The sequence below is a fragment of the Flavobacteriales bacterium genome (assembly GCA_020435415.1).
GTDB lineage: Bacteria > Bacteroidota > Bacteroidia > JACJYZ01 > JACJYZ01 > JACJYZ01.
The window spans coordinates 16,654-37,682 of record JAGQZQ010000027.1 but is presented as its reverse complement, the minus strand read 5'-3'; the positions used below and the strand labels follow the sequence as shown (position 1 = coordinate 37,682).

The 21,029-nt window shown below is 47.6% G+C and carries 17 protein-coding genes and 1 tRNA gene; 6 read left to right on the top strand and 12 right to left on the bottom strand.

Features of this window, described 5'->3' with window-relative positions:
* Positions 1-51 precede the first annotated feature (51 nt).
* Positions 52-756 (bottom strand): response regulator transcription factor, encoded by a 705-nt coding sequence (locus KDD36_06540; protein ID MCB0396290.1) that lies wholly within the window; start codon positions 754-756, stop codon positions 52-54.
* Positions 743-2,260 (bottom strand): HAMP domain-containing histidine kinase, encoded by a 1,518-nt coding sequence (locus KDD36_06535; GenBank protein MCB0396289.1) that lies wholly within the window; start codon positions 2,258-2,260, stop codon positions 743-745. The genes KDD36_06540 and KDD36_06535 overlap by 14 nt, the downstream gene beginning before the upstream one ends.
* A 172-nt stretch (positions 2,261-2,432) precedes the next feature.
* On the opposite strand from KDD36_06535, the gene KDD36_06530 reads away from it, so the two are divergent.
* The gene (locus KDD36_06530; GenBank protein ID MCB0396288.1) at positions 2,433-3,365 is read left to right on the top strand and encodes a T9SS type A sorting domain-containing protein; all 933 of its coding nucleotides are present in this window, start codon (positions 2,433-2,435) and stop codon (positions 3,363-3,365) included.
* Between the two features lie 85 nt (positions 3,366-3,450).
* Here KDD36_06530 and KDD36_06525 read toward each other — a convergent pair whose 3' ends face one another.
* Positions 3,451-4,035 carry a superoxide dismutase family protein gene (locus KDD36_06525; GenBank protein ID MCB0396287.1) on the bottom strand — a complete coding sequence of 195 codons (585 nt, stop codon included), beginning with the start codon at positions 4,033-4,035 and terminating at the stop codon, positions 3,451-3,453.
* Between the two features lie 323 nt (positions 4,036-4,358).
* On the opposite strand from KDD36_06525, the gene KDD36_06520 reads away from it, so the two are divergent.
* Positions 4,359-4,928, top strand: coding sequence for a hypothetical protein (locus tag KDD36_06520; GenBank protein ID MCB0396286.1), 570 nt, complete (start codon positions 4,359-4,361; stop codon positions 4,926-4,928).
* Between the two features lie 24 nt (positions 4,929-4,952).
* Here the strand turns inward: KDD36_06520 and KDD36_06515 are convergent, their stop codons facing one another.
* Complete coding sequence (locus tag KDD36_06515) at positions 4,953-6,125, bottom strand: class I SAM-dependent rRNA methyltransferase (protein MCB0396285.1); 1,173 nt, start codon at positions 6,123-6,125, stop codon at positions 4,953-4,955.
* Between the two features lie 202 nt (positions 6,126-6,327).
* Positions 6,328-6,400, bottom strand: a tRNA-Gln gene (locus tag KDD36_06510).
* A gap of 281 nt (positions 6,401-6,681) precedes the next feature.
* Here KDD36_06510 and KDD36_06505 point away from each other — a divergent pair.
* A complete protein-coding gene (locus tag KDD36_06505; protein MCB0396284.1) occupies positions 6,682-9,783 on the top strand; it encodes a DUF2723 domain-containing protein in 3,102 nt (1,033 codons plus the stop codon).
* A 5-nt stretch (positions 9,784-9,788) separates the two neighbouring features.
* Positions 9,789-10,406: a polysaccharide deacetylase family protein gene (locus KDD36_06500; protein MCB0396283.1), complete on the top strand. Its 618-nt coding sequence runs from the start codon at positions 9,789-9,791 to the stop codon at positions 10,404-10,406.
* On the opposite strand, the gene KDD36_06495 is transcribed toward KDD36_06500, so the two are convergent.
* Complete coding sequence (locus KDD36_06495) at positions 10,403-10,882, bottom strand: Lrp/AsnC family transcriptional regulator (protein MCB0396282.1); 480 nt, start codon at positions 10,880-10,882, stop codon at positions 10,403-10,405. The genes KDD36_06500 and KDD36_06495 overlap by 4 nt on opposite strands.
* Positions 10,883-10,987: 105 nt before the next feature.
* Positions 10,988-12,118, bottom strand: a complete 1,131-nt coding sequence (gene hemW, locus KDD36_06490) for a radical SAM family heme chaperone HemW (GenBank protein ID MCB0396281.1) — start codon at positions 12,116-12,118, stop codon at positions 10,988-10,990.
* A gap of 221 nt (positions 12,119-12,339) precedes the next feature.
* Here hemW and KDD36_06485 point away from each other — a divergent pair, with 221 nt between their 5' ends.
* Together KDD36_06485 and KDD36_06480 are read left to right on the top strand one after the other, a co-directional pair.
* Entirely contained in the window at positions 12,340-13,404 is a 1,065-nt protein-coding gene (locus tag KDD36_06485) for a T9SS type A sorting domain-containing protein (protein MCB0396280.1), read from the top strand.
* A gap of 95 nt (positions 13,405-13,499) precedes the next feature.
* On the top strand, positions 13,500-16,013 hold the full coding sequence (locus tag KDD36_06480) for a carboxypeptidase-like regulatory domain-containing protein (protein ID MCB0396279.1): 2,514 nt from the start codon (positions 13,500-13,502) through the stop codon (positions 16,011-16,013).
* A 12-nt stretch (positions 16,014-16,025) separates the two neighbouring features.
* Here the strand turns inward: KDD36_06480 and KDD36_06475 are convergent, their stop codons facing one another.
* Genes KDD36_06475 through KDD36_06455 form a run of 5 tightly spaced genes read right to left on the bottom strand, consistent with a single transcriptional unit; the run spans position 16,026 to position 20,996 of the window.
* Positions 16,026-16,439, bottom strand: a complete 414-nt coding sequence (locus KDD36_06475; GenBank protein ID MCB0396278.1) for a hypothetical protein — start codon at positions 16,437-16,439, stop codon at positions 16,026-16,028.
* A 21-nt stretch (positions 16,440-16,460) separates the two neighbouring features.
* Positions 16,461-18,428 carry a carboxypeptidase-like regulatory domain-containing protein gene (locus tag KDD36_06470; protein MCB0396277.1) on the bottom strand — a complete coding sequence of 656 codons (1,968 nt, stop codon included), beginning with the start codon at positions 18,426-18,428 and terminating at the stop codon, positions 16,461-16,463.
* Positions 18,429-18,439: 11 nt separating this feature from the next.
* Positions 18,440-19,501, bottom strand: coding sequence for a maleylpyruvate isomerase N-terminal domain-containing protein (locus KDD36_06465; GenBank protein MCB0396276.1), 1,062 nt, complete (start codon positions 19,499-19,501; stop codon positions 18,440-18,442).
* Positions 19,461-20,450: a maleylpyruvate isomerase N-terminal domain-containing protein gene (locus tag KDD36_06460; GenBank protein MCB0396275.1), complete on the bottom strand. Its 990-nt coding sequence runs from the start codon at positions 20,448-20,450 to the stop codon at positions 19,461-19,463. The genes KDD36_06465 and KDD36_06460 overlap by 41 nt, the downstream gene beginning before the upstream one ends.
* Positions 20,451-20,492: 42 nt before the next feature.
* Entirely contained in the window at positions 20,493-20,996 is a 504-nt protein-coding gene (locus KDD36_06455) for a hypothetical protein (protein MCB0396274.1), read from the bottom strand.
* Positions 20,997-21,029 lie beyond the last annotated feature (33 nt).

Below are 21,029 nucleotides of genomic sequence, written 5' to 3'. Positions count from 1 at the left end.
AAGACATGGAAGAATCTTCGCATCATGATTTTTTTCAAAGGTGCAAAAAAGTTACGGGATGTTGTGCTGCACCATCAGCCGGAAGCCGTCACCATGCACATTCACAATGGTCACCTCAGGCATCTCCCTGAAGTAGTTCCGAAGCCTGGTGATAAATACATCCATGCTTCTGGAGGAGAAGTAACTGTCGTCCTTCCATATCTTGGTTAATGCTTCATCCCGGCTCAGAACACTGTTCATATTTTCACACAATAGGGTCAGAAGCTGTGCCTCCCGGGGCGACAAGGTATTTTCCTTTGCGCCGATCTTCAGGATTCTCAGTGAAGGAGAAAAGGTGGCCGTGTGAATGGAATAACACTCCTGAGTACGTCCGTTCCGTCCCGATTTTCTGGCAATCATGGCATGAAGCTTATGCAGGAGCACTTCGGTGTCAAATGGTTTCACGAGGTAATCATCTCCGCCTGCCCGGTAACCCTTGATCATATCTTCCTTCATTGAGCGGGCCGACAGAAAAATAATGGGGATGTCACTTCCGGTTTTCCGGATATCTTCCGCCAGGCTAAACCCATCCTTTTCCGGCATCATCACGTCCAGGATGCATAGGTCGTAGCTGCCGTTGATAAAGCCCGTCAGCCCTTCCTTCCCATTCCGGCACCAGCGAACTTCAAAGTCATTCAGCTCAAGGTAGTTTTTCAATACCATGCCGAAGTTCTCTTCGTCTTCAACCAGCAGGATTCCGGGTTTATGTTGTTTCATGGCACAATGGAAGTTTGATGATAAATGTACTGCCCTGTCCCGACCGGCTTTCCACCTGGACACTTCCACGGTGTTTTTTTGCAATGGTTTTCACGTAGTATAACCCAATACCAAATCCTTTGACCGTGTATGCGTTTCCTTTGCCAACACGATAGAATTTATCGAATATCCGTTCCAATTCTTCTTCGGGAATACCAGGTCCGTTGTCCCGCACACTGAGCTGAACAAATCCATTTCCGGATGTAGTCTCAACGACAACCTCCGGTCTTTCACCTGCATATTTGATGGCATTGTCTATCAGGTTCAACACCATCTGCCGCAGATGCACAGTGTCGCCGTTGATGATAGATTCTGTTGCATTCAAATGAACACTAAACGTTCCTTGCGCCATATCCATCTGGCTCCAGGTATCCTCAACTGCCACATCAATGATCTCGTTCAGATTGACTACTTCCATGCGGAGCTGCATCTCTTCCCGGTCCGCCAGGGTGCTGTGAAGTACGTTCTCCACCTGCCGGTTCATCCGCTGGTTCTCTTTTCGAATGATGGTTGCATACTGTTTCACCTGTTCATCCTGACCCGCCACCCTGGGATGATTGAGTGCCTCTGCGGCCAGGCCAATAGTAGCAATAGGTGTTTTGAGTTCGTGGGTCATACCGTTGATGAAATCGCTTTTCATGTCGGCGAGTTTCTTTTGCCGGTGCATATGATAAAGGGTAGACAGGAATGTAAAGATCATCACCAGGGTGAAAAAGATGGAAAGACCAGCCATGCTGTATAAAGAAGCATGCAGAAAGTTTTCACGTCCCGGGAAGCTTACGTGCAAAGTACCGGGTTTGTCCACAAGGTCATCCTTGAACAAACGGATCTGGTATTCGCCGGACAATGAGTCGGCGCTTTTCTCTGATGGCATACCGGTGATATGAAAGTTGAAATCAAGTTCAAGACCCTGGTCATTCAAACATTGCTTCAGCAACCGTTTCATATCCGTATTACCCAGTCTGGTTTTTAACGAGGCATCCCTCATGGAATACTCCTTTACCATCTTTTTTACCACATGCTCCAGGTTATCCTCGGATGGACTTGCCGTCACCCGCTCTTCCACGATGACCCGGCCGCCATTCTTTTTAACTGTGCGGATAACCTGGTGCTTCCCGGAATCGAGGGCATCATGAATCAATTCCACGTTCACATCTACGGTGGCACCGGCATCACCCTCATTTTGCCCGATCACCCATTCGGTCATGCGAAGAATGGAATCACGAAGGACAGGAGATTCCGTTTCTTCAGAAGAATGGCCGGCAATGAACCGGATAGCCTCTTCGGATTGAAGCCGTGCCACTGCATCTGCCAGCGCACCCTGCACCTGATGGTCGAATGTTTCCTCTTTTGCCAGGTACGCCTTCCTCATCCATGCCACCTGAATAACCGTAATGCCAATCAGCGCCACAACCATGGGCACGATCAGCATCCAATACCTGGATTTTATGTTTACTTTTATCATGGTGGTTCAAACGGCTGTTATTCCGATTCCGCCTTCAACCCCTAAATTTACGGCTCACGGCGTGGCCGCCCAAAAACATTAACTTTTCATTAACAGGTTTTAGGCTTTCATTAACCGGAGCCCCCTTCATCAGGCTTTAATTTTGTCATATGTCAAACAAACAAGAACGCATATGAAAAATACATTCAAACTCATGCTTGCTTCCTGCCTGTTGTTATCATTGCAGGGCATGGCACAAGACGACCAGCAATCCCATAAGGTGAGGATCGTTACCGAAAAAAATCAGGACGGTGTTGTTACGAAGGTTGATACAACCATAGAATTCACCGGATCCAAAGCGGAACTTGATGAATTGATGAAGCAATACGAAGGCCGTGAAGGTGATCACGATGGCACCAAAGATGTGCGCATCAGAAAATATAAAGATGAAGAAGGCCGCACGCATGTTGAGAAACAAGTGGAGGTGATCGTTGGTGATGGGCCCGGAGAAGGCGAGGACATCCGCATTATCCACAAGCCGTCTGATGGCGCTGATGGAGAAAGAAAAGAAATACGCATTGAAAAGTCCGTAGATGAAAATGGTAAAACGGTCATCCATCAGTATGTGAATGGCGAAGAAATCTCACCTGACGGATCTGACGATGGTCTTATTGAGATCATTGAAATTGACCCCGAAGGTGATGGAGAAGATGTGGAGGTTACCGTGGACCATGATGTGGTGGTGGATGAGAATGGCAACGAACGCCATGAAAAAAGGGTGGTGATCATCAAACGGATTTCCGGTCAGGACAAGAGTGAATTAAAAAAGAAGGGGGATGTAGGTGAGGCAATGGAGCTTGAAGAACTGGAAGCGGCCAATCTACAGTTTTACCCCAACCCGAATGACGGACGTTTTCACCTGAGCTTTGCGCTGGAAGGAAAACAACCCGTGCAGGTGCGTGTCGTAGATCTTCAAGGCAAGGTAGTATTTGAAGAAGAGGTTGCCGGATTCAGCGGACAATATAGCCGTGACATTGATATTTCCGGGGAAGGGTCAGGTGTTTATTTCCTGCAGGTATTGCAAAACAAAAAAGCCATGACCAGAAAAATTGTGATTAACCGTTAACCAACCAGGTCGCGTCTGAATAAAAGCCGGCCGGCTGAAGGTGTTACGCATACCTTTCAGCCGGCCGGCTTTATAATGGTGTAGCCTAATAGCTCACCGAACTTTCGTCCTTCTCAATTAAACCGCAGCCGATAGGTGTACCTGATGCGCCAGATGGGTGGGTGGTGAAATCATCTTTCTTTTCATGGATAATCATGGATTTTCCTAATACATCCGCTTCACTCCCATCACCCAGATGCCATTCCGTTGATGTAAAATTAAGCTTACCCCGGCCGTCTTCCCCGATCTCTATATTGCCGATATCACCCATATGATGCGAGTCTGTATCAGCGTTGCCATGTTTTCTGCTATCCGGACTCCAATGCCCTCCGGCGGAAGAAGCACCGGTACCCGAACAATTTCCGTTCTCATGGATATGCACGGCATACTGTCCCGGTTCCAGACCGGAAAGGGTAAGCATCAGACTCACATCTCCTTTGTTACCAGTGGTGAAGACAGCCCTCCCACTAAAGGAATGGTCATCTAATCCTTTGATTTGTGCCAAGGCTTGCATTTTTTCATTTCCCCATGGTTGTTCCGCATCATTCAACTTCTGGAATGTGTCTGGAAGGTTCGGGGCCAGGCCGGCTGTCATCGCAGCAACGGCGAATATGTTTACAAAAAGGTTCATAATGGTATGTTTTAAAGTTTAGTATGCTTTTTCCGGAACCACATTCATACCAAAAAACCGGAATACCCGGAGACCGCTTCTATCAATAGAAAAGGCGTTCTTTTCCAACGGGTATGATTGAAACGAATGTAGAATTCCATCCACAAAAGTGGGGAGATACATCACCTTCACAGGGCGAATTCATTTTGAACACCTATCCTGAGAATGATTGTAGAATGACCTGTCAGACAAGTACCTCAGAAACATTTGTTTTTCCTTTGGGGATCGCCCGGACCATATCGGTACGGAATTTCCGTTATGGTATACATCAAAACGTATGAACTATGAAATATATAAAACACGGATGTGTAATCTTGTTTACACTGTTTGTCACAGTTGTGAGTGCCCAAACCTTTGGTGTCAAAGTAGGCGGCGGAAACGGTAATCTGCGCATCGAATATGACAAACCGGAAGATATTGTCAAGGGAGAAAATATCAATGGCATTGAGGCCGGACTCTTTTTACAGCTGGATTTGAACGGACTGTATGTGAGACCTGAAGCGCTTTACCTGAATCGTCTGGGTACCGTAAACCATACGGATAACTCTCCCATATCCATTCATCGGATTCAGTTTCCGGTTATCGTCGGATTACATTTGCTGGGGCCGTTGTCCATTGAAGGAGGGCCTGCCTACAACCACATTCTGGAAATCAACCATGAACTGGGAAATGATGTCCGGATAAGAAGGGATGGACTTGGTTATCGCATCGGACCTGTTTTACACTTCAACAGGGTTATGCTATATGCCAACTACGAAGGCCAGGTCATTTCCTTAGGCACCGGATCCCGCTTATCGGAACCGTCCCGTCTCAATTTCGGAGTCGGACTGGCATTGGGTAAGAAACACTTCTGATGAAGTGTACGGTCACGATATGATTCATTCTACCTCCAGGACCAGACCTTTAAGGTAGGACCCTTCGGGATGATAGATGTTCACCGGATGATCTGCCGGCTGGCTCAGCCGGTGGAGGATACGCACAAAACGGCCGCTTTCACTTGCTGCCTGAAAAACAACCTGCTGAAATGCTTCCGGGCTGACTGCCTGTGAACATGAGAAGGTGAAGAGAATTCCGCCCGGTAAGATCTTTTTAAATGCGGTGCTGTTGATGTTCCGATACCCCCTCAGTCCGTTTTCCAGTGCAGATAAGCGCTTGGCAAATGCCGGAGGATCCAGTACAATTAGATCGAATTTATCTTTGGATGATTTCAGGAACTCGCCCACCTCCGATACATGCTCTTGATGAGGGCAACTGACTTTGTTAAGCTTCATATTTTCTCCGGCCAGGTCCATAGCCTTCTCGGAACTGTCCACCGAATGTACCGATGCCGCCCCCGCCATGGCACCATAAACCGAAAATCCTCCGGAATAAGCATAGGCATTCAGCAGGTGTCTGCCTTTGGCCAAAGAGGCAAGTAACTGACGGTTATCGCGCTGATCCAGAAAGAAGCCTGTTTTTTGTCCTTCGACCCAGTTCACCAGGAACCTGTGGCCATTCTCCAGAATTTCCGTGGAGGCGGTGTCTCCATGCAACCAGGCATTCTCACCGGCTTCTTGTCCCTGAAGCGTATCCGCACTCTTATCATAGATCGTTTCAATGCCCAATACCTTACCTGCATTTAGCAATGCCTGTGCAATTGTTTCCCGGTTCTTCCGGATTCCGGTATGATGGGCCTGCATGACCAGGTGGGGGCCGTACACATCCACAATGAGGCCGGGCAGGCCATCCCCTTCTCCATGTATCCATCGGAAGGCATTCGTTTTAGCGGAAGGAAACCCCAACGTGTTCCTCAGCGCCAGGGCGGATTGAAAACGGCTTTCCCAGAAGCCCTGATCGATGGCTTCATCCTTAAAGGTCATGATACGCGCCGCGATGGACGAGCTGCCGTAAAACCCCCTGCCAAGAAATTCATCTTCATAGGAGAAGACATCTACGACATCACCATTCTGAAGGTTGGGTGGGACACGACCCAGAGCGCCTGAGAACACCCAGGGATGGAAATTTCGCAGGGCGCGGTCCTTGCCTTTTTTTAAAGTGATCCTGGGATTCATCGGGGTTGGATTTTGTTCGAAGATAAAGATACGGTATCAATCACCCGGATGGAAACTTAAAAGAAGTTGGGTGGAATAGCGTGGAGAAATTCCTTGCACCGCCAGGGTATAAATTTTCTATTATGATATAGGGAAGGATGGTTTCCATTGACATATGGTATCAATAGAAATGGATGCGAAGAAATATCTTCTGTAAAAAATGTTGCCCGACTAGGGCTCGAACCTAGACTCTTCTGGACCAAAACCAGACGTGTTGCCAGTTACACCATCGGGCAATCAAGATTGAAAGAACTTTATCAATGGCCTCCCGGGGTAACGTAAGACACGATGCCTTCACCCGGGCGGGGGCGCAAAAATATGAAAATTTGCATTAGTTTCGAAAACGTTCGAAAAACCATTGATAATAATTGCCGGTTAGATGGTCCGGAAATTCATTCACACAATTGTTAACATTTCTAAAAGCTTTGTAATTCCATGATGAAAGGGGAGAACCTGCCTTTCCCGTTCTGAAATAATTCCTAAATTCGCCGTTCATCAAGAAAACCTACGAAAGGCAATGTCCTATTCAAAAATCAACAATATCATAGGCTGGATCGTTTTCCTGATCGCCACCTTCGTTTACGTTTCGACCATAGAGCCTACCACAAGCTTCTGGGATTGCGGAGAATATATTGCCACATCGTATAAACTCGAGGTAGGTCACCCACCGGGCGCACCCCTTTTCATGATGCTGGGACGTTTCTTTTCCCTTTTTGCTTCGGATAAATATCACGTGGCCGCCATGATCAACACCATGTCCGCCCTGTGTTCCAGCTTTACCATTCTCTTCTTGTTCTGGACGATCACCGCCCTGGCAAGAAAGATCATGGAGAAAAGTGGAAAGGCGCTGAGCAAGGCGCAGGAAATGGCCATCATGGGCAGTGGTATCGTAGGTGCGCTGGCTTATACTTTTTCAGATTCATTCTGGTTCTCTGCTGTGGAAGGTGAGGTTTACGCCATGTCTTCCTTCTTTACCGCCGTGGTTTTCTGGGCCATCCTGAAATGGGAACGGGTAGCCGACGAGCCTCAGGCGGATCGCTGGATCATATTTATCTTTTATCTCGTGGGACTTTCCATCGGAGTTCACCTTCTGAACCTGCTTGCCCTCCCCGCAATGACGTTTGTTTACTATTTCAGAAAGTACAAGACCAGCCAGAAAGGTTTGATCTACGCATTTCTTGTATCGATTCTCATCCTCGGTGGCGTTCAGAACGTGATCATCCCTGGCATTGTGAATCTGGCCTCAAAATTTGAGTTGTTCTTTGTGAATACCATCGGACTACCCTTTAACGGTGGCGTTATTATGTTCGGCCTGTTTATCGCCGCTCTCATTTATCTGGGAATCAGATACACCACACAGAAGAATAAGGTATTCTGGAATACGGCCATCATCAGCTTCACTGCCTTGCTTATCGGCTACTCCTCTTTTGCGATGATCGTGATCCGATCGAATGCCAATCCTCCGATGGACGAGAATAATCCGGAGAACATGATCAGTCTGCTCGCCTACCTGAACCGTGAACAATATGGCGACTGGCCTTTGCTTTACGGTCCGTACTATGACGCGGAGATTGCCAAGGATGAAAGCGGACGGCGCATTTTCAAAGACGGGAATCCGGTGTATATCCAGGACAAGGTCAATGGCAAATATGTCATCTCGGACGATCGCAAAAACACCATCCCGGTGTATGATCCCAAACGGAGCACATTCTTTCCACGCATGCACAGTCCACAGCCGCATCACATAAGAAGCTATAAATATTGGGCAGGCATTGAAGGAGATACGCCACCTACATTCGGAGATAACCTGCGCGTATTCTTTTCATACCAGATATGGCACATGTACGTCCGGTACTTCATGTGGAACTTTGCTGGTCGACAGAATGATGTTCAGGGTTTCGGAAACAATATCCATGGGAACTGGATCAGCGGCATCAAGGCCATAGATCAGGCTCGACTCGGTAACCAATCCGAATTGCCCGAGCTGGCGCTGGAAGATAAAAGCCGGAATGCATTTTATTTCCTTCCGCTTATCCTGGGCCTGATCGGTTTGTTTTACCACTTCAAGGCACATAGGAACGATGCCATGGTAGTGACTCTCCTCTTCCTGTTTACGGGCTTTGCCATTATCCTATACCTGAACCAAACCCCGAATCAGCCGCGTGAAAGGGATTATGCCTACGCAGCCTCATTCTATGCCTTTGCCATCTGGATCGGAATAGGTGTATTGGGAATTTTCGACAAGTTAAAAGACAAGTTATCACCAAGTCTGGCTGCGGTAACCATTAGCGCTGTTTGCTTGCTGGCCGTTCCCGTAGTTATGGCCAAAGATGGATGGGATGATCACGACAGGTCAGGAACATATACCGCCCGTGATTTTGCAAGGAATTACCTGGAATCATGTGCTCCGAATGCCATCCTGTTTACAAACGGTGACAACGATACGTTCCCGCTCTGGTATGTGCAGGAAGTTGAAGGATTCCGGCGTGATGTGCGCGTAGTAAACCTGAGCCTCCTGAATACGGATTGGTACATTGATCAGATGCGCCGTAAAGCGTATGAATCCGAACCCGTACCTTTCTCATTAACACCGGAACAGTATATCCAGGGCACACGCGATTACCTGCCCGTCATCCCTCAGAAACAACTCGCAGGATATATCCCGGCCAATCGTTTGATGGATTTTGTCAGAAGTGACAATATGCAGACGAAGTTCCGCCCGCAGGGAAGCGGTGAAGCCCTGGATTATCTTCCGACAAATAAGGTATTGATACCGGTGGACAGGGAAAAGGTTTTAAGCAACGGAACCGTAGTGCCCGCTCAGGCAGGGCGCATTGTTGAAGGAATCGAGTGGGATCTCGACAAGCAATACGTTTACAAGAACCACATGATGGTATTGGATCTGCTTGCAACATTTAACTGGGACAGACCGGTATATTTCGCAGTCACAGTAGGCAATGACAACTATCTGGGATTGGAAGATTATTTCCAGCTGGAAGGCTTAGCCTACCGCCTGGTACCCATTAAAAACAATCAAGCTGGTGGACAAGTAGGACGCATCAACACAGAAATCATGTATAACAACATGATGAATAAATTCGCCTGGGGTGGCATGGACAGCGGAGAAGACATCTACCTGAATGATCAGAACCGCAGGATGACCATGAATTTCAGGAATAACTTTGCCAGACTGGCCATGGAACTGATCAAGGAAGGCAAGAACGACAAGGCTGAAGCTGTGCTGGACCGGGCTATAGAAGTGATGCCCGACGCTTTATCACCCTATAACTATTTTGTGACGCCCATCGCTGAAGCGTATTTCCAACTTGGAAGGAAAGAGAAAGGAGCGGAAATTCTAAGGATCTTGCTCGACCATAATCTGGATAACCTGGATTACCTGGCCTCACTGGATCCTGACGAGATCGCCGGCCTTAAAAATGATGTCTCTACTGAGATCAGTGTTCTGCGCTCGATCGATTATCAAGTGAAACAGAATAAGCTGGACAGTCTGTCGGGACGCATCGATTCCTCGATCCAACGTTATGAGGCGGCATTCTCAGGAAGGCAGACTCCTCCTCAGATACCTCAGGGCACGCAGTTCCCCGGTGAATCAAATTAACAGGTATGTATCCTGTGCGCATGCCCCTGCTGGTGCAAAAAGCTCTACCGGATGCTTGGTGGCGCATGGATGCATCCGGGAAAAATCTTTACCTGACTTTTGATGATGGGCCCACGCCCGGTGTGACCGATTGGGTGCTGAACGAGCTTGAACGATTTGATGCCAGAGCCACCTTCTTTGTACTTGGAAAGAATGTTGAAGCACATGGCCTGCTATATGATGATATCATCCGCAAGGGCCACAGTACGGGAAACCACAGCTACTCCCACCCTGACGGATGGAAGGTTTCCAAGGGCCAGTACCTGCAGAATGTGGCTGAATGCAAGCCATGGGTTAACAGCCGGTTGTTCCGTCCTCCGTACGGTCACCTCACACCTGCCCAATACCTGAAGCTGAAGAAAGAATATACCGTGGTGATGTGGGACGTACTTTCCGGTGATTTCGACGGAAAGATAACAGCAGCACAATGCCTGGGTCAAACGTTGGAAAGTTGCCGGCCAGGATCGATCATCGTGATGCACGACAGCCTGAAAGCGTTTGACAAGCTTAAAGTGGTACTCCCGGCTTTTCTGAAGGCCATGACGGAAGAGGGCTATTCTTTCCTGCCTTTGCCTTCCGCTTAATAATTCAATGGTAGGGTGCGGGTAAGCTTGGTCTCCGAAAGGATGACCGTGGTTTGCATGGAACCGATCTCCTCCATGCTGCTGAGTTTTTCGGAGATCAGTTCTTCAAAGGCACCAATATCCGGTACAACCACTTTCAGAACATAATCGGCCGCCCCTGTCACCTGATAACATTCCATGATCTCGGGGATTTCCTGAACCTGACGTTTGAAATTCACGATGGCATTGTTCACCTGCCGGGTCAGAGAGACCTGGATAAATGCCTGGATCTCCAAACCTACCTTACTCTGATTTACCACCCCGTGATAACTTTCTATTACCCCGGCATTCTCAAGCTTTTTGACCCGCTCCAGGGTGGGAGCCGGGGAAAGACCTATCTCCTGGGATAGGCTGAGATTGGTGATCCGTCCATTCTCCTGAAGTATCTTTAGAATCTTCAGATCGGTTTTATCGATCTTATCAATTGATGAACCCATGAATCAGAATTTAATTTTGACGCGCCTGTGGATGTTTTTCAAATATGCTGCAATAATACGACTATTACCCAAAATAACTGTAGCTACAACCGAATCAAAGCGAAACTATTCTGAGGCAAAAAGGGAGGATGCAATATGATCTGAAACGCATCTACCCTCTGGGGTCAATACAATATTGCCTCCTTGTTCACGGAAATGATGCGGGTCAATTTGCCTCAATTCACTTTGAAATATATTAAGAAAGCTTTCTCCAAATTTGCTTTGGATTTCAATGAGATTACAACCCCATTGGGTTCGTAACCGTGTCATGACGTATTCATTGTACCTGTCATACAATGTGAGATTCTCCGCAGTGTAAGGCCGGCGATGTTCCTGAAGCAGTTCTTTAATATAAAGATTGTTGTTGCTTATGTTCCAACTGCGGACCTCGCCGAACAATGAATGAGCCGACGGGCCGATGCCCATATAATCCACCCCCTGCCAATAGGATGTATTGTGCTTTGCATACATCCCATCTTTTGCAAAGTTTGATACCTCATATGCCTCGTATCCCTCACTACCCATCAGCTCATAAAGCATGATCATCTGAGCAGCCACGCGGGTATCCACGGCCACTTCCATTTTACCTTTCTTCACCCTGTGTCCGAAAACGGTTCCCGATTCTATTGTAAGGGTGTATGCAGACAAATGCGGGATATCAAGTGATATGAATTTCTGTATGGCTCGTCCCCACGCTACATTATCCATATCGGGCAGGCCGTAAATCAGATCCATAGTCAGGTTTTCAAAACCAGCATCCTTTGCCTGGTGAATAGAGGCAAGTGCCTGCTCCCCGTCGTGAGCCCTGTTCATCCACTTCAGGATATGGTCGTCAAAAGATTGAACCCCGATGCTCAGCCTGTTGACTCCGGCAGACCTCCAGTCTCGCAAGCTCGTTGTATTCACATCGTCAGGATTCACTTCCAGCGTCACCTCCGCATCACCCCTAATCCCGTAATCTTTTTGGATTGCTTCCATCAGATCTGCCAGTTCACCGGGAGTGAGCAAAGACGGACTTCCTCCTCCGAAATAAATTGTTTCCACAGGACCGTATGACCATTCAGGATTGCGAAGCCTGAGTTCCGCAAGCATGGCATCCACCATTTTACGCTGGTTTTTACGCGTAGTGGAAAAGTGAAAATCACAGTAGTGGCACGCCTGCTTACAGAAAGGAATGTGGAGATAAATGCCTGCCAATTTATTGTGCTAAAGAATTTGTTATTCCAAGGTAGAAATAATCACTGACTAAAATTATATCGTCAGGAACCCTATGAACAAGGCGGTTTGCATTTTTTGCAAATATCCATCGATGGTTCCCTATAATCTGCCAAGGAATTTCACTTACAACCTCCTACTTTTGATCCAGTACATGAAAAGAAAGAAAAGCATGTACAAGGCACACCATAACACCAACACCTATGAAGAAGTTGTTTTTTATGCTTGGCACTGCGCTGTTAATATGCAGCCTGCCAACAGTACAGGCCCAACACAAAACAAAAAATAAAAGTTGGATTCACGGTGAACAAACACCATCACAACGTATCACTGCTGGAACCGACTACACATTCAGTACGTCTACCGGAACATACCAGGATCTCAGCGGTGCCACGGTTGTAAGCGCCGGTGATATTTGGGACGATCCCGAATACGTGGTTCCTATTGGATTTCCTTTCCAACTATATGATCAAATGACTGACTCCGTGTATTTCGCAATTGATCTGGGCGGATCAATATCAACAGTTGTTGACCCGAATACGTACGAGGCAGACTATATCATCGTACCGCTTTATGCAGACCTGGTAGACCGTGGCAGCCTGGGTAGTACACCCCTTTCTCCAATCAGCTATAAGGTGGATGGCAATCCCGGCAGTAGAATCTTCAAACTTGAATGGAAGAATGCCGGATTTTACAATGAGGTGGATTCCCTTGGAACTTTGAATGATTTCATCAATTTTCAGGTTTGGTTGTACGAAGGCTCCAACGATGTGGAGTTTCGGTATGGACCCAGCCTGGTAAACAATCCGGAACTGGACTATTATACCGATTCCGATTCAACAGCCTATGGTCCGTTGGTTGGCCTTAGCAATTATGACTTCAACAATTCCTATATTCTGGATGGCCCGGCAAGCAATCCAACATTGGTGTTTGTAGAAGACTATCTCACAGGATCACCACCCGATGGCATCATCTACCGCTTCGCGAAGAATGCAACAGGTGTAAAGGAAAGCGCCGCATCGCTTAATCAGGTAAACGTTTACCCGAACCCCGCGACTTCCGTTGTTCATTTCTCTTTTAAAGAACCTTTGCATCAAACCACCAAACTGGTTCTTACCGACCTGACCGGACGGACGGTTCGCGAGGTAAACAATACCCACAGTCGTAATATATCAATTACAACTGACGAACTGGAACCGGGAATTTATCTCTACCAGGTAACCGGAAACTCACAGGTCGTTGCGACCGGAAGGGTGGTTATTGAATAATATTATTTGCGGAAAGAATATAATAATAAGGCCAGGCATTAAGTATATATATGAATGATCTTTGTTAGCAAAACCCAACACCATTGCTAACCAACATGCCTTCAAGAACGTTGCAGTTGATCAAACATATCTTACAATGCCTGGCCTTTATTTTTTGCATTACCCTGCCCACTTATGCCCAGGTGGTCAACGGATATGTGCTGGATGAGAACAACACCGGCATACCGGGAGCCAACATCTACATAAAAAATACAGAAACCGGCACCGCCACCGATTCAAAAGGGCGCTACTTCTTCCGGTTTGAAAATGCCGACAGCTATGAACTCATCTACTCGGTGGTTGGCTATAAGACAAAATCCATTTGGGTTACGGTTAAACCTGGAGAGTCGGTCCGACAGGATGTATGGATGGAACCTGAAAAGATCGGTCTGGAAGAAGTGGTGGTGACCGCAAAAAGAAAAGATCCGGCGTATGACATCATCCGGAAAGTTATTCAAAACAAGGACCGGTTCAGCGAACAATACCAGGGCATCCGTTACCGGCAGTACTGCAAAGCCAACCGGATATTAAAAGAATCACAGGAACAGGAGAACGAAAAGACAAATGACGACACGGCGGACCTGCGCGGACAACTTATGAATGACACACTATCCGCGGATAGTGTCCTCACAAAATACCAGCCATCAGTCAGTGTATTCGAACGTCGCGTAATCATCCACCGCAGGCCACCTCATGACTTCAAAGAGGTGGTGGAAGCTGAAAAAAAATCCGGAAACACCCACAACCTATATGAAGCCAGTCCTACCAGGGGTGAGTTCAACATTTACAATAACCTGATCCTGATGGAAGATGTTTCGGAAACACCATTCATCTCTCCCCTCAGTCGCCTGGCTACGATCAGCTACCGTTACAAACTGGAGTCCTCGGATTTTGATCTGGATGAAGAACTCATCTACAAGATCAGGGTCTGGCCCTGGAAACATGGGAACAGCACATTAGAGGGTTATCTATGGATAGGCGCCAAAAGCTTGTCCGTGATTCGCCTGGAATTGTCCATCGAGAAAGGCGCCATGCTTTGGTACGATGCTTTTGAGGTAAGACAAGATTTTGACTGGATCCGTGACACGATCACCCTGCCGGTTCGAACAGAATACAACTATTCCGTAGGAAAAAGAAACAAGTCGGCATTCCGTGGCACCACCCTGGTGATCCGGTCCGACTTTGAGATTGACCCTGTTTTCAAGCCTCGCTTCTTCAACAATGCCATTGGTGAGGTGCTGGAAGGCGCAAGGGAAAAAGACACCACTTATTGGAATCTCGAACGTCCTGAACCTTTGACCCAGGATGAACAAAAGAGCATCTTTTATCACGACAGTGTAAAAGCATACCTGACGAGCGACGTTTATCTGGACTCCCTCGAACGGGAATACAACAGGGTTACACTCGGTAAGCTGGTTTATCACGGACAAGGTCGTCAGATAAGAAAAAAGAAAAAGGGTTGGTATTTCGGCAGCCTGCTTGACTTTGTCCAGCCCGTCAGACCCGGTGGCGTAAGGGTCGCGCCCTATGTATCATACACCAAGATGTTCGAGAATAAAAAGTTCATCCTGGTATATCCGGGTGTGAGCTATGGCTTCCGAAATAAAGATTTTAAAGGTTCTATCAACTCCCGAATCCGTTATGACGCTTTCCACCGGGGAATGATCAACATCAATCTTTATCACGATTTCACTACCATTTTTCCCAATGATGCCCTCCTGAACCAAATACGCCGTTCCAACTTTGCGGAAGAAGACGGACTGGAGGTGATCCATTCGCGTGAAATATTCAATGGTTTTTATCTGGGCACTTATGCCTTTTACAAACACACGTATCCTATCAGCGATTACGAATTCGGAAGCCTGGCAGACAAATATGTCGCCGACAACAGGCCCGTTGACTTCGAGCCTTTCCGGTCAGTGGTGGTAAGCGCGTGGATGGGCTATACCTTTAAACAGAAATTTATCAAAGAACCCAAACAAAAGATCGTTCTGGGTTCCAAATGGCCAACCATACGTTTTGCCTACAAGAAAGGACTGAAAGGCTTCTGGGAAAGCAACATTGACTTTGACTATGCCGAGGCCATGATCACGCAACGCATCCAGATGGGAACTTTAGGAACTTCGAATTATTCTGCACTGATTGGCAAGTTTCTTAACCAACGCAAGGTTCCGTATGTCAATCATAAGATCCTGCCTCGCGGTGACATTTATTATTCCAATCCGCTGGCCACATTCCAGCTTCTTGACAGTACCCTTCATCTGTTCAATGTATTCTACGAGCTTCATTACATACACCACTTCAACGGGGCAATGATCAACAACATTCCTTTGGTGAAAAAAACACGGGTCTACCTTGTTGGCGGAGGTGGTGCATTGTATGCAACCGACAACAACCTCAGATACATTGAAGGGTTTGCAGGAATTGAGCGAGTCATCCGGATTCAACGCCAACGTATCCGTTTGGGCGTTTATGGTGTACTGGCCGAATCGAACCAATCCTTTCCGAAAGGCAATGTCAAGTTCTCCCTGGAATGGTTCAGTAACAGGAGAAATGAATGGAACTGGTAGTGCCCAGCAGCACTAAAAATCTATTTTGTAATAGAAGATAGGAAGAAAGCCAAGCTGGTACTCTTCCCTTAGCGGCGGGTTTCCACCGGTATAAGATTGCTTAAGTATGTTCTCCTGACCAGTTACATTCACCAGATCCAGACCGATCTCGTGGGTCAGCCTGGATGCATTGATCTTGTAATTCAACTTCAGATCAGCGCGGAAGTAATTGCGAAATTGTTTGCCGTTGCGCTGGCTGTCATCATAAACGGCATAACCTACGGTTTGGGATGAATCAACAAGCACCGGTGTATACCGTCGTCCTCCTGCCCAGGTGATCTTACCGCCGACACCAAGGCTTGTCTCCCGTTTAGCTTTCCATTGAAATTCATATCCGCCCAGAAAATTGGTGGAAAAGCGGCCGTTGAAGGAAGTCGGATATGTCATACCATTGCTGCCTTCGTATTTCTAATCATACAATGACGTGGTGATCATCCCGAACCAGTGGTCATGAAAGAAGCGTTCCAGGGTAAGCTCCACACCCATGTTACGTCCTCTACCTTTATTCATCATGCTGTCCGGAAAGAACCGGTTCAACTCCGTACCCTCATTCAGAATGGAGTACGATGATCTGTTTACTTCTACAGGCACTTTGTAGAGTTGTTGGTAATAAGCTTCCACTTTTAATCTGCACTCTTTACGTACAGCATTATCATAAGCCACCACATAATGATTGCTTCTTGAAAAACCGGTATTCCTGTTGGCCATCATCACCCTACCCATGGCATCATACTCATGAACAAAATATAAATAGGTGGGCATCATCTGGCTGTGCATGCCTATTCCTGCCGACAAAGACTGCGTGGGTTTGATCTTCCACTTGATACCCGCCCTTGGTTCAATGGCAAGGGCATTATTCAGTGTAAGGTACTGTCCATGCATTCCAGCAGTAACCGTAACCTTATCAGACTGCTTCCACTGCCACTGAAGAAACCCCTGGTTCAGGTACATCCCCCCGGCATAATCCAGCCGGGTGATGAACTTCTGTAGCGATTCGTCAAAGGTGCTGTCGGCCATATCCACGCAGTAGTGATCGGATATAAATCCTGCTTTTAGTACGTGTTGATTGCTGAGTTTGTGGTTGACAAATACTGAAAGTGCATACTTGTCCTGATAGAAATTATAACCCAACACGTGGTATAAACTATCCAATACAAACAAGCCATTGTCAATATGCCGGATAAAGCGTTCGTTGGAATTTCTCTGGTGTTCCCTGGACATGGAAAGGGTTACCTTCGCATACGTCTTCGGACCCAATGATTTTGTATAGTTTGCGCCCAACACACCCATACCGGTGCTGTAGTATTCATCTACATCCGCATCGCCGTAGATGTCTACTTGATTGGGGTCAGTCACGGTACTTTTCACCAGATCAATGTGGCTGAGGCCACCGATGCCGAAAAGAGAAAAATCCCCTGACTTTTGCGTGGGAAAGTTGAGTTTAAAAGAACCATCCTGGTAGTATGGCACTGCATCGGTGCCTATGCGAACGCCCAGATAACGGAACATTGCCAGCGTGGAATAACGGTAGTTTACAAGGTAGGATGCACGTCCTTTTCCCGGGAGAGGCCCTTCCGCCAACAACTCCGTTCCCAGAAAACCCCATTGACCGGAGAACTCATGTTTTTCATCATTGCCTGACCGCATACGCAGATCAAAGACCCCGGAAACGGTGTTGCCGTATTCGGCAGGGAAGGCGCCGGTCATGAAGTCTGACGTTGATAGCAATTTGTTGTTGAGAATGGAAACCGGTCCACCGGACGTACCTGCCACGCCAAAATGATTGGGATTGGGAATATTCACCCCTTCGAGCCGCCATAACAGTCCGATGGGCGAATTTCCCCTGACGATAATATCATTGGAGGAATCATCAGATCCCTGCACGCCGGCAAAGTTACTGGCCATACGCGCCGGATCACCGCGACTTCCGGCGTACTTTCCGGTTTCATCAACAGAGAATGCGCGGGAACTTACCAAAGACATCTGGTTGAGCGCATCTCCGGGATTTTCTGTAGCCGTAACAACCACCTCTGCCAGCTTTACCGCAGACTCTTCCATAAGTACATCCAGGATCACTTCCTTTCCCGAGTTAACCATGACGCCCGGGATCACCTCCGATTGATAACCGATAAAGCTCACGATCAGGGTATATCTGCCTAATGGAACTTCTTCCATACGATACAATCCATCGGGATCCGCCTGTACACCTTGTATCAAAACGGAATCCTGGTATAGCGCCACGGCAGCAAACGGCATGACAGCACGGGTATCTTTATCACGTACCTGTCCACAAACGGTTTGCGTGGTTTGTTGTGCAAGCCCGACCTGTGTGAAAAACAGGATAAAACAGAAGGCAACCGTAAGGGCATATCTCATACCCCTCAAAGTTAAACTTTTACCTTTTGGATCATCGACCTGCTCCGATGTATACGTTCACTGGTCATTTGGGTGCGTTCATAAAAATGCCAGAAACACTTCCTGTTAATGGATATCCCCAGTTTCTTATCTCCACCGAACCGGACTTTTCTGTTGATCATGGCATCCAGGAATGCCAGGTAATGAAGTATTCTGGCAACCGTGTCGGTTTGTCGCTGACTTCCAATAAAACGTTGCCACCCCCGGACCAATCCACCGGGCCAGGTCCCGCTTCGCGCCAGGGAAAGCGCCACAAGGTCTTCCACATCCGCAGCAATCACCACATCGTACCCTTGTCTGATTCCCTTGACCACCTTACATTTTTGACCTTCAATGATCATGGTCCATGCACCACCACCTACCCCGGAAAGCCGGTACAAGATGCTAGCTGTTACGCCTTCCGCTTGTTCGGCCCGGAAATGAGCCGGGCGATATTCACGCATAAACCAATCGGTGAGGGGGTTGGTATAGCTGGCATCCAGACCCTGCCATTTCCCGTTGGGCTGCAACATATCCCGGAGATGAAACACATTATCACCGAACTCGGTCAGCAGCAAACCTCTTACATTCATGGGTCCTACGAAAAACCATCCGGGTTTCATGAACTCCTCATCCGACATCTGCCGGTACCTGTCCATCAGGCGTTCACTTTCCAGCATGAATGCATCAAGTAAACGATGAACCGGCATGTCGCGGTACTGCATAATTTCCCTTTCTCCCCTCAGGAATGTATCAAATTCTTTAGGTGCCACTTCATTGTCGTTCAACGCACGGTCTAACAATTGGTGAAAATTAACCACTTTGGCCCGGGTGATATTCACCAGCACATCCCGAACCCGCCATCCGACATATGGCGAGCGTCTGTTCCATTCGTGATCTGTGAAACCGGCAACCGAATCAAACAGGTCAGCGTTGAAATTTTCAAACAGGTTGATCCATTCGGTTCTGGAAAGTTGTGTAAAATCTGTCATGGCTTCCGGGATTGATCTTTTTTCAACACCAAACAACTCCTCTGCTTTGGGATATCCTTTCATGCGTCATGGAAGTCCGCTGATAGAAGTGCCAGAAACATTTCCGGTTGACAAACATGCCCAGGTCACGGTCGCCCATAAATCTGAACCGGCGATGTTTGAAGGCATCTGCATAACTGCCATAGTGAAGTATGGCAGCGACCACATCGCTCTTCCGGTTTACGCCGGCGAACCAATCCATGCTGCGTGCCAGCGACCCTAACCAGGGTGAAGTTCTGCCAAGGGCCGTGGAAACCATATCCTCAGCGGATGATTCGATAACGGCATCATAATCGTGATGCGCTCCCTGTGACATGATGCATCGGTTGTTCACTATGCGCATGGTCCAGGTACCGCCGCCCACACCACTCAGGCGGTATTGGATACGCGCATGGATGTGATCCGCACGATCGGCGCGGAAGTGTGCCGGACGGTATTCACGCATGAACCAATCCACCAGAGGTTCCGAATATGATGGGTCGAAGCCCTGCCATTTTCCGTTGGGTTGCAACATGTCACGAAGATGAAATACATTATCACCGAACTCAGTAAGCAGCAACCCCCTAACATTCAGCGGACCGACGAAGAACCATCCGGGTTTGAGAAAATCTTCATCGGACATATGGCGGTAACGATCCAGGAGGTAGTCGCTTTCCGTCATGAACTCATCAAGCAGCACACCGATCGAAACATGTCTGCGGGCTTCCACTTCACGTTGGCAGCGAAGAAAGGTATCAAACTCCTTTGGAGCAATGGGGTAATCGTCCAGCGCCCTATCCAGGGAAGGATGAAAATTAACCACCTTGGCCCGGGTGATGTTGGCCATCACATCCCTTACCCGCCAACCGAGATAAGGAGTACGGCGGTTCCATTGTTTCCGGGTCAGACCTGTTACCGAGTTATATAAAGTGGTGTTAAACTCTTCTATGAGTTTGATCCAGTCTGTTCGTGAAAGTTGGGTGAAATCTTTCATAGTAGTGTGTGTTTCGGGGTGATGATATCCCATTGATGTTTGTTAGAAAATAAAGCCCAGAAGAATTCCCCCGGTGATGACATAAGGGAATCTCGTATATATCCGGGCATGGGTAAATGCGAAGTCGGAATCGCCTATACCAAAGCCGAAGCCCACGTGGTAGTCTACCACCATGTGATTCAGAACCCGGTTTTGCTTACCCACACTCAGTAGTAGTGCACTTTGGCTAGATGCCTCTTTCTTCACACCGTAATATTCCGGATGGCTGAATGAAGAAAATACCACTTCTGGCTTGAGGTAGGTACATTGAAAACGCATGGAATCAACGTGAGAAGTAAGCACCTTGAGTCCAAGTCCGAAATAACCTCCCGAATTATCACGGTACTCTTCACCTACCCCAATATATCCGCCCCGTGTAACAATATTGACGCCCGCTCCCACATGTTGCTCCCACTCCAGGTTGACGTGTCCGAGTGCGGGTGCCAGGATGCCCGTCTTAATAGCTGTTTGAGGGTATCTCGATTGGCCCGATGTTGACAATGTCATCAACAAAGACATTACTATTATGAAAGTTCTAAT

Excerpts from the sequence above, each read along its gene's own strand:
- KDD36_06540 (MCB0396290.1), bottom strand. The coding sequence starts at position 756 with ATGAAACAACATAAACCCGGAATCCTGCTGGTTGAAGACGAAGAGAAC.
- KDD36_06535 (MCB0396289.1), bottom strand. The coding sequence starts at position 2,260 with ATGATAAAAGTAAACATAAAATCCAGGTATTGGATGCTGATCGTGCCC.
- KDD36_06530 (MCB0396288.1), top strand. The coding sequence starts at position 2,433 with ATGAAAAATACATTCAAACTCATGCTTGCTTCCTGCCTGTTGTTATCA.
- KDD36_06525 (MCB0396287.1), bottom strand. The coding sequence starts at position 4,035 with ATGAACCTTTTTGTAAACATATTCGCCGTTGCTGCGATGACAGCCGGC.
- KDD36_06520 (MCB0396286.1), top strand. The coding sequence starts at position 4,359 with ATGAAATATATAAAACACGGATGTGTAATCTTGTTTACACTGTTTGTC.
- KDD36_06515 (MCB0396285.1), bottom strand. The coding sequence starts at position 6,125 with ATGAATCCCAGGATCACTTTAAAAAAAGGCAAGGACCGCGCCCTGCGA.
- KDD36_06505 (MCB0396284.1), top strand. The coding sequence starts at position 6,682 with ATGTCCTATTCAAAAATCAACAATATCATAGGCTGGATCGTTTTCCTG.
- KDD36_06500 (MCB0396283.1), top strand. The coding sequence starts at position 9,789 with ATGTATCCTGTGCGCATGCCCCTGCTGGTGCAAAAAGCTCTACCGGAT.
- KDD36_06495 (MCB0396282.1), bottom strand. The coding sequence starts at position 10,882 with ATGGGTTCATCAATTGATAAGATCGATAAAACCGATCTGAAGATTCTA.
- KDD36_06485 (MCB0396280.1), top strand. The coding sequence starts at position 12,340 with ATGAAGAAGTTGTTTTTTATGCTTGGCACTGCGCTGTTAATATGCAGC.
- KDD36_06480 (MCB0396279.1), top strand. The coding sequence starts at position 13,500 with ATGCCTTCAAGAACGTTGCAGTTGATCAAACATATCTTACAATGCCTG.
- KDD36_06475 (MCB0396278.1), bottom strand. The coding sequence starts at position 16,439 with ATGACATATCCGACTTCCTTCAACGGCCGCTTTTCCACCAATTTTCTG.
- KDD36_06470 (MCB0396277.1), bottom strand. The coding sequence starts at position 18,428 with ATGAGATATGCCCTTACGGTTGCCTTCTGTTTTATCCTGTTTTTCACA.
- KDD36_06465 (MCB0396276.1), bottom strand. The coding sequence starts at position 19,501 with ATGAAAGGATATCCCAAAGCAGAGGAGTTGTTTGGTGTTGAAAAAAGA.
- KDD36_06460 (MCB0396275.1), bottom strand. The coding sequence starts at position 20,450 with ATGAAAGATTTCACCCAACTTTCACGAACAGACTGGATCAAACTCATA.
- KDD36_06455 (MCB0396274.1), bottom strand. The coding sequence starts at position 20,996 with ATGACATTGTCAACATCGGGCCAATCGAGATACCCTCAAACAGCTATT.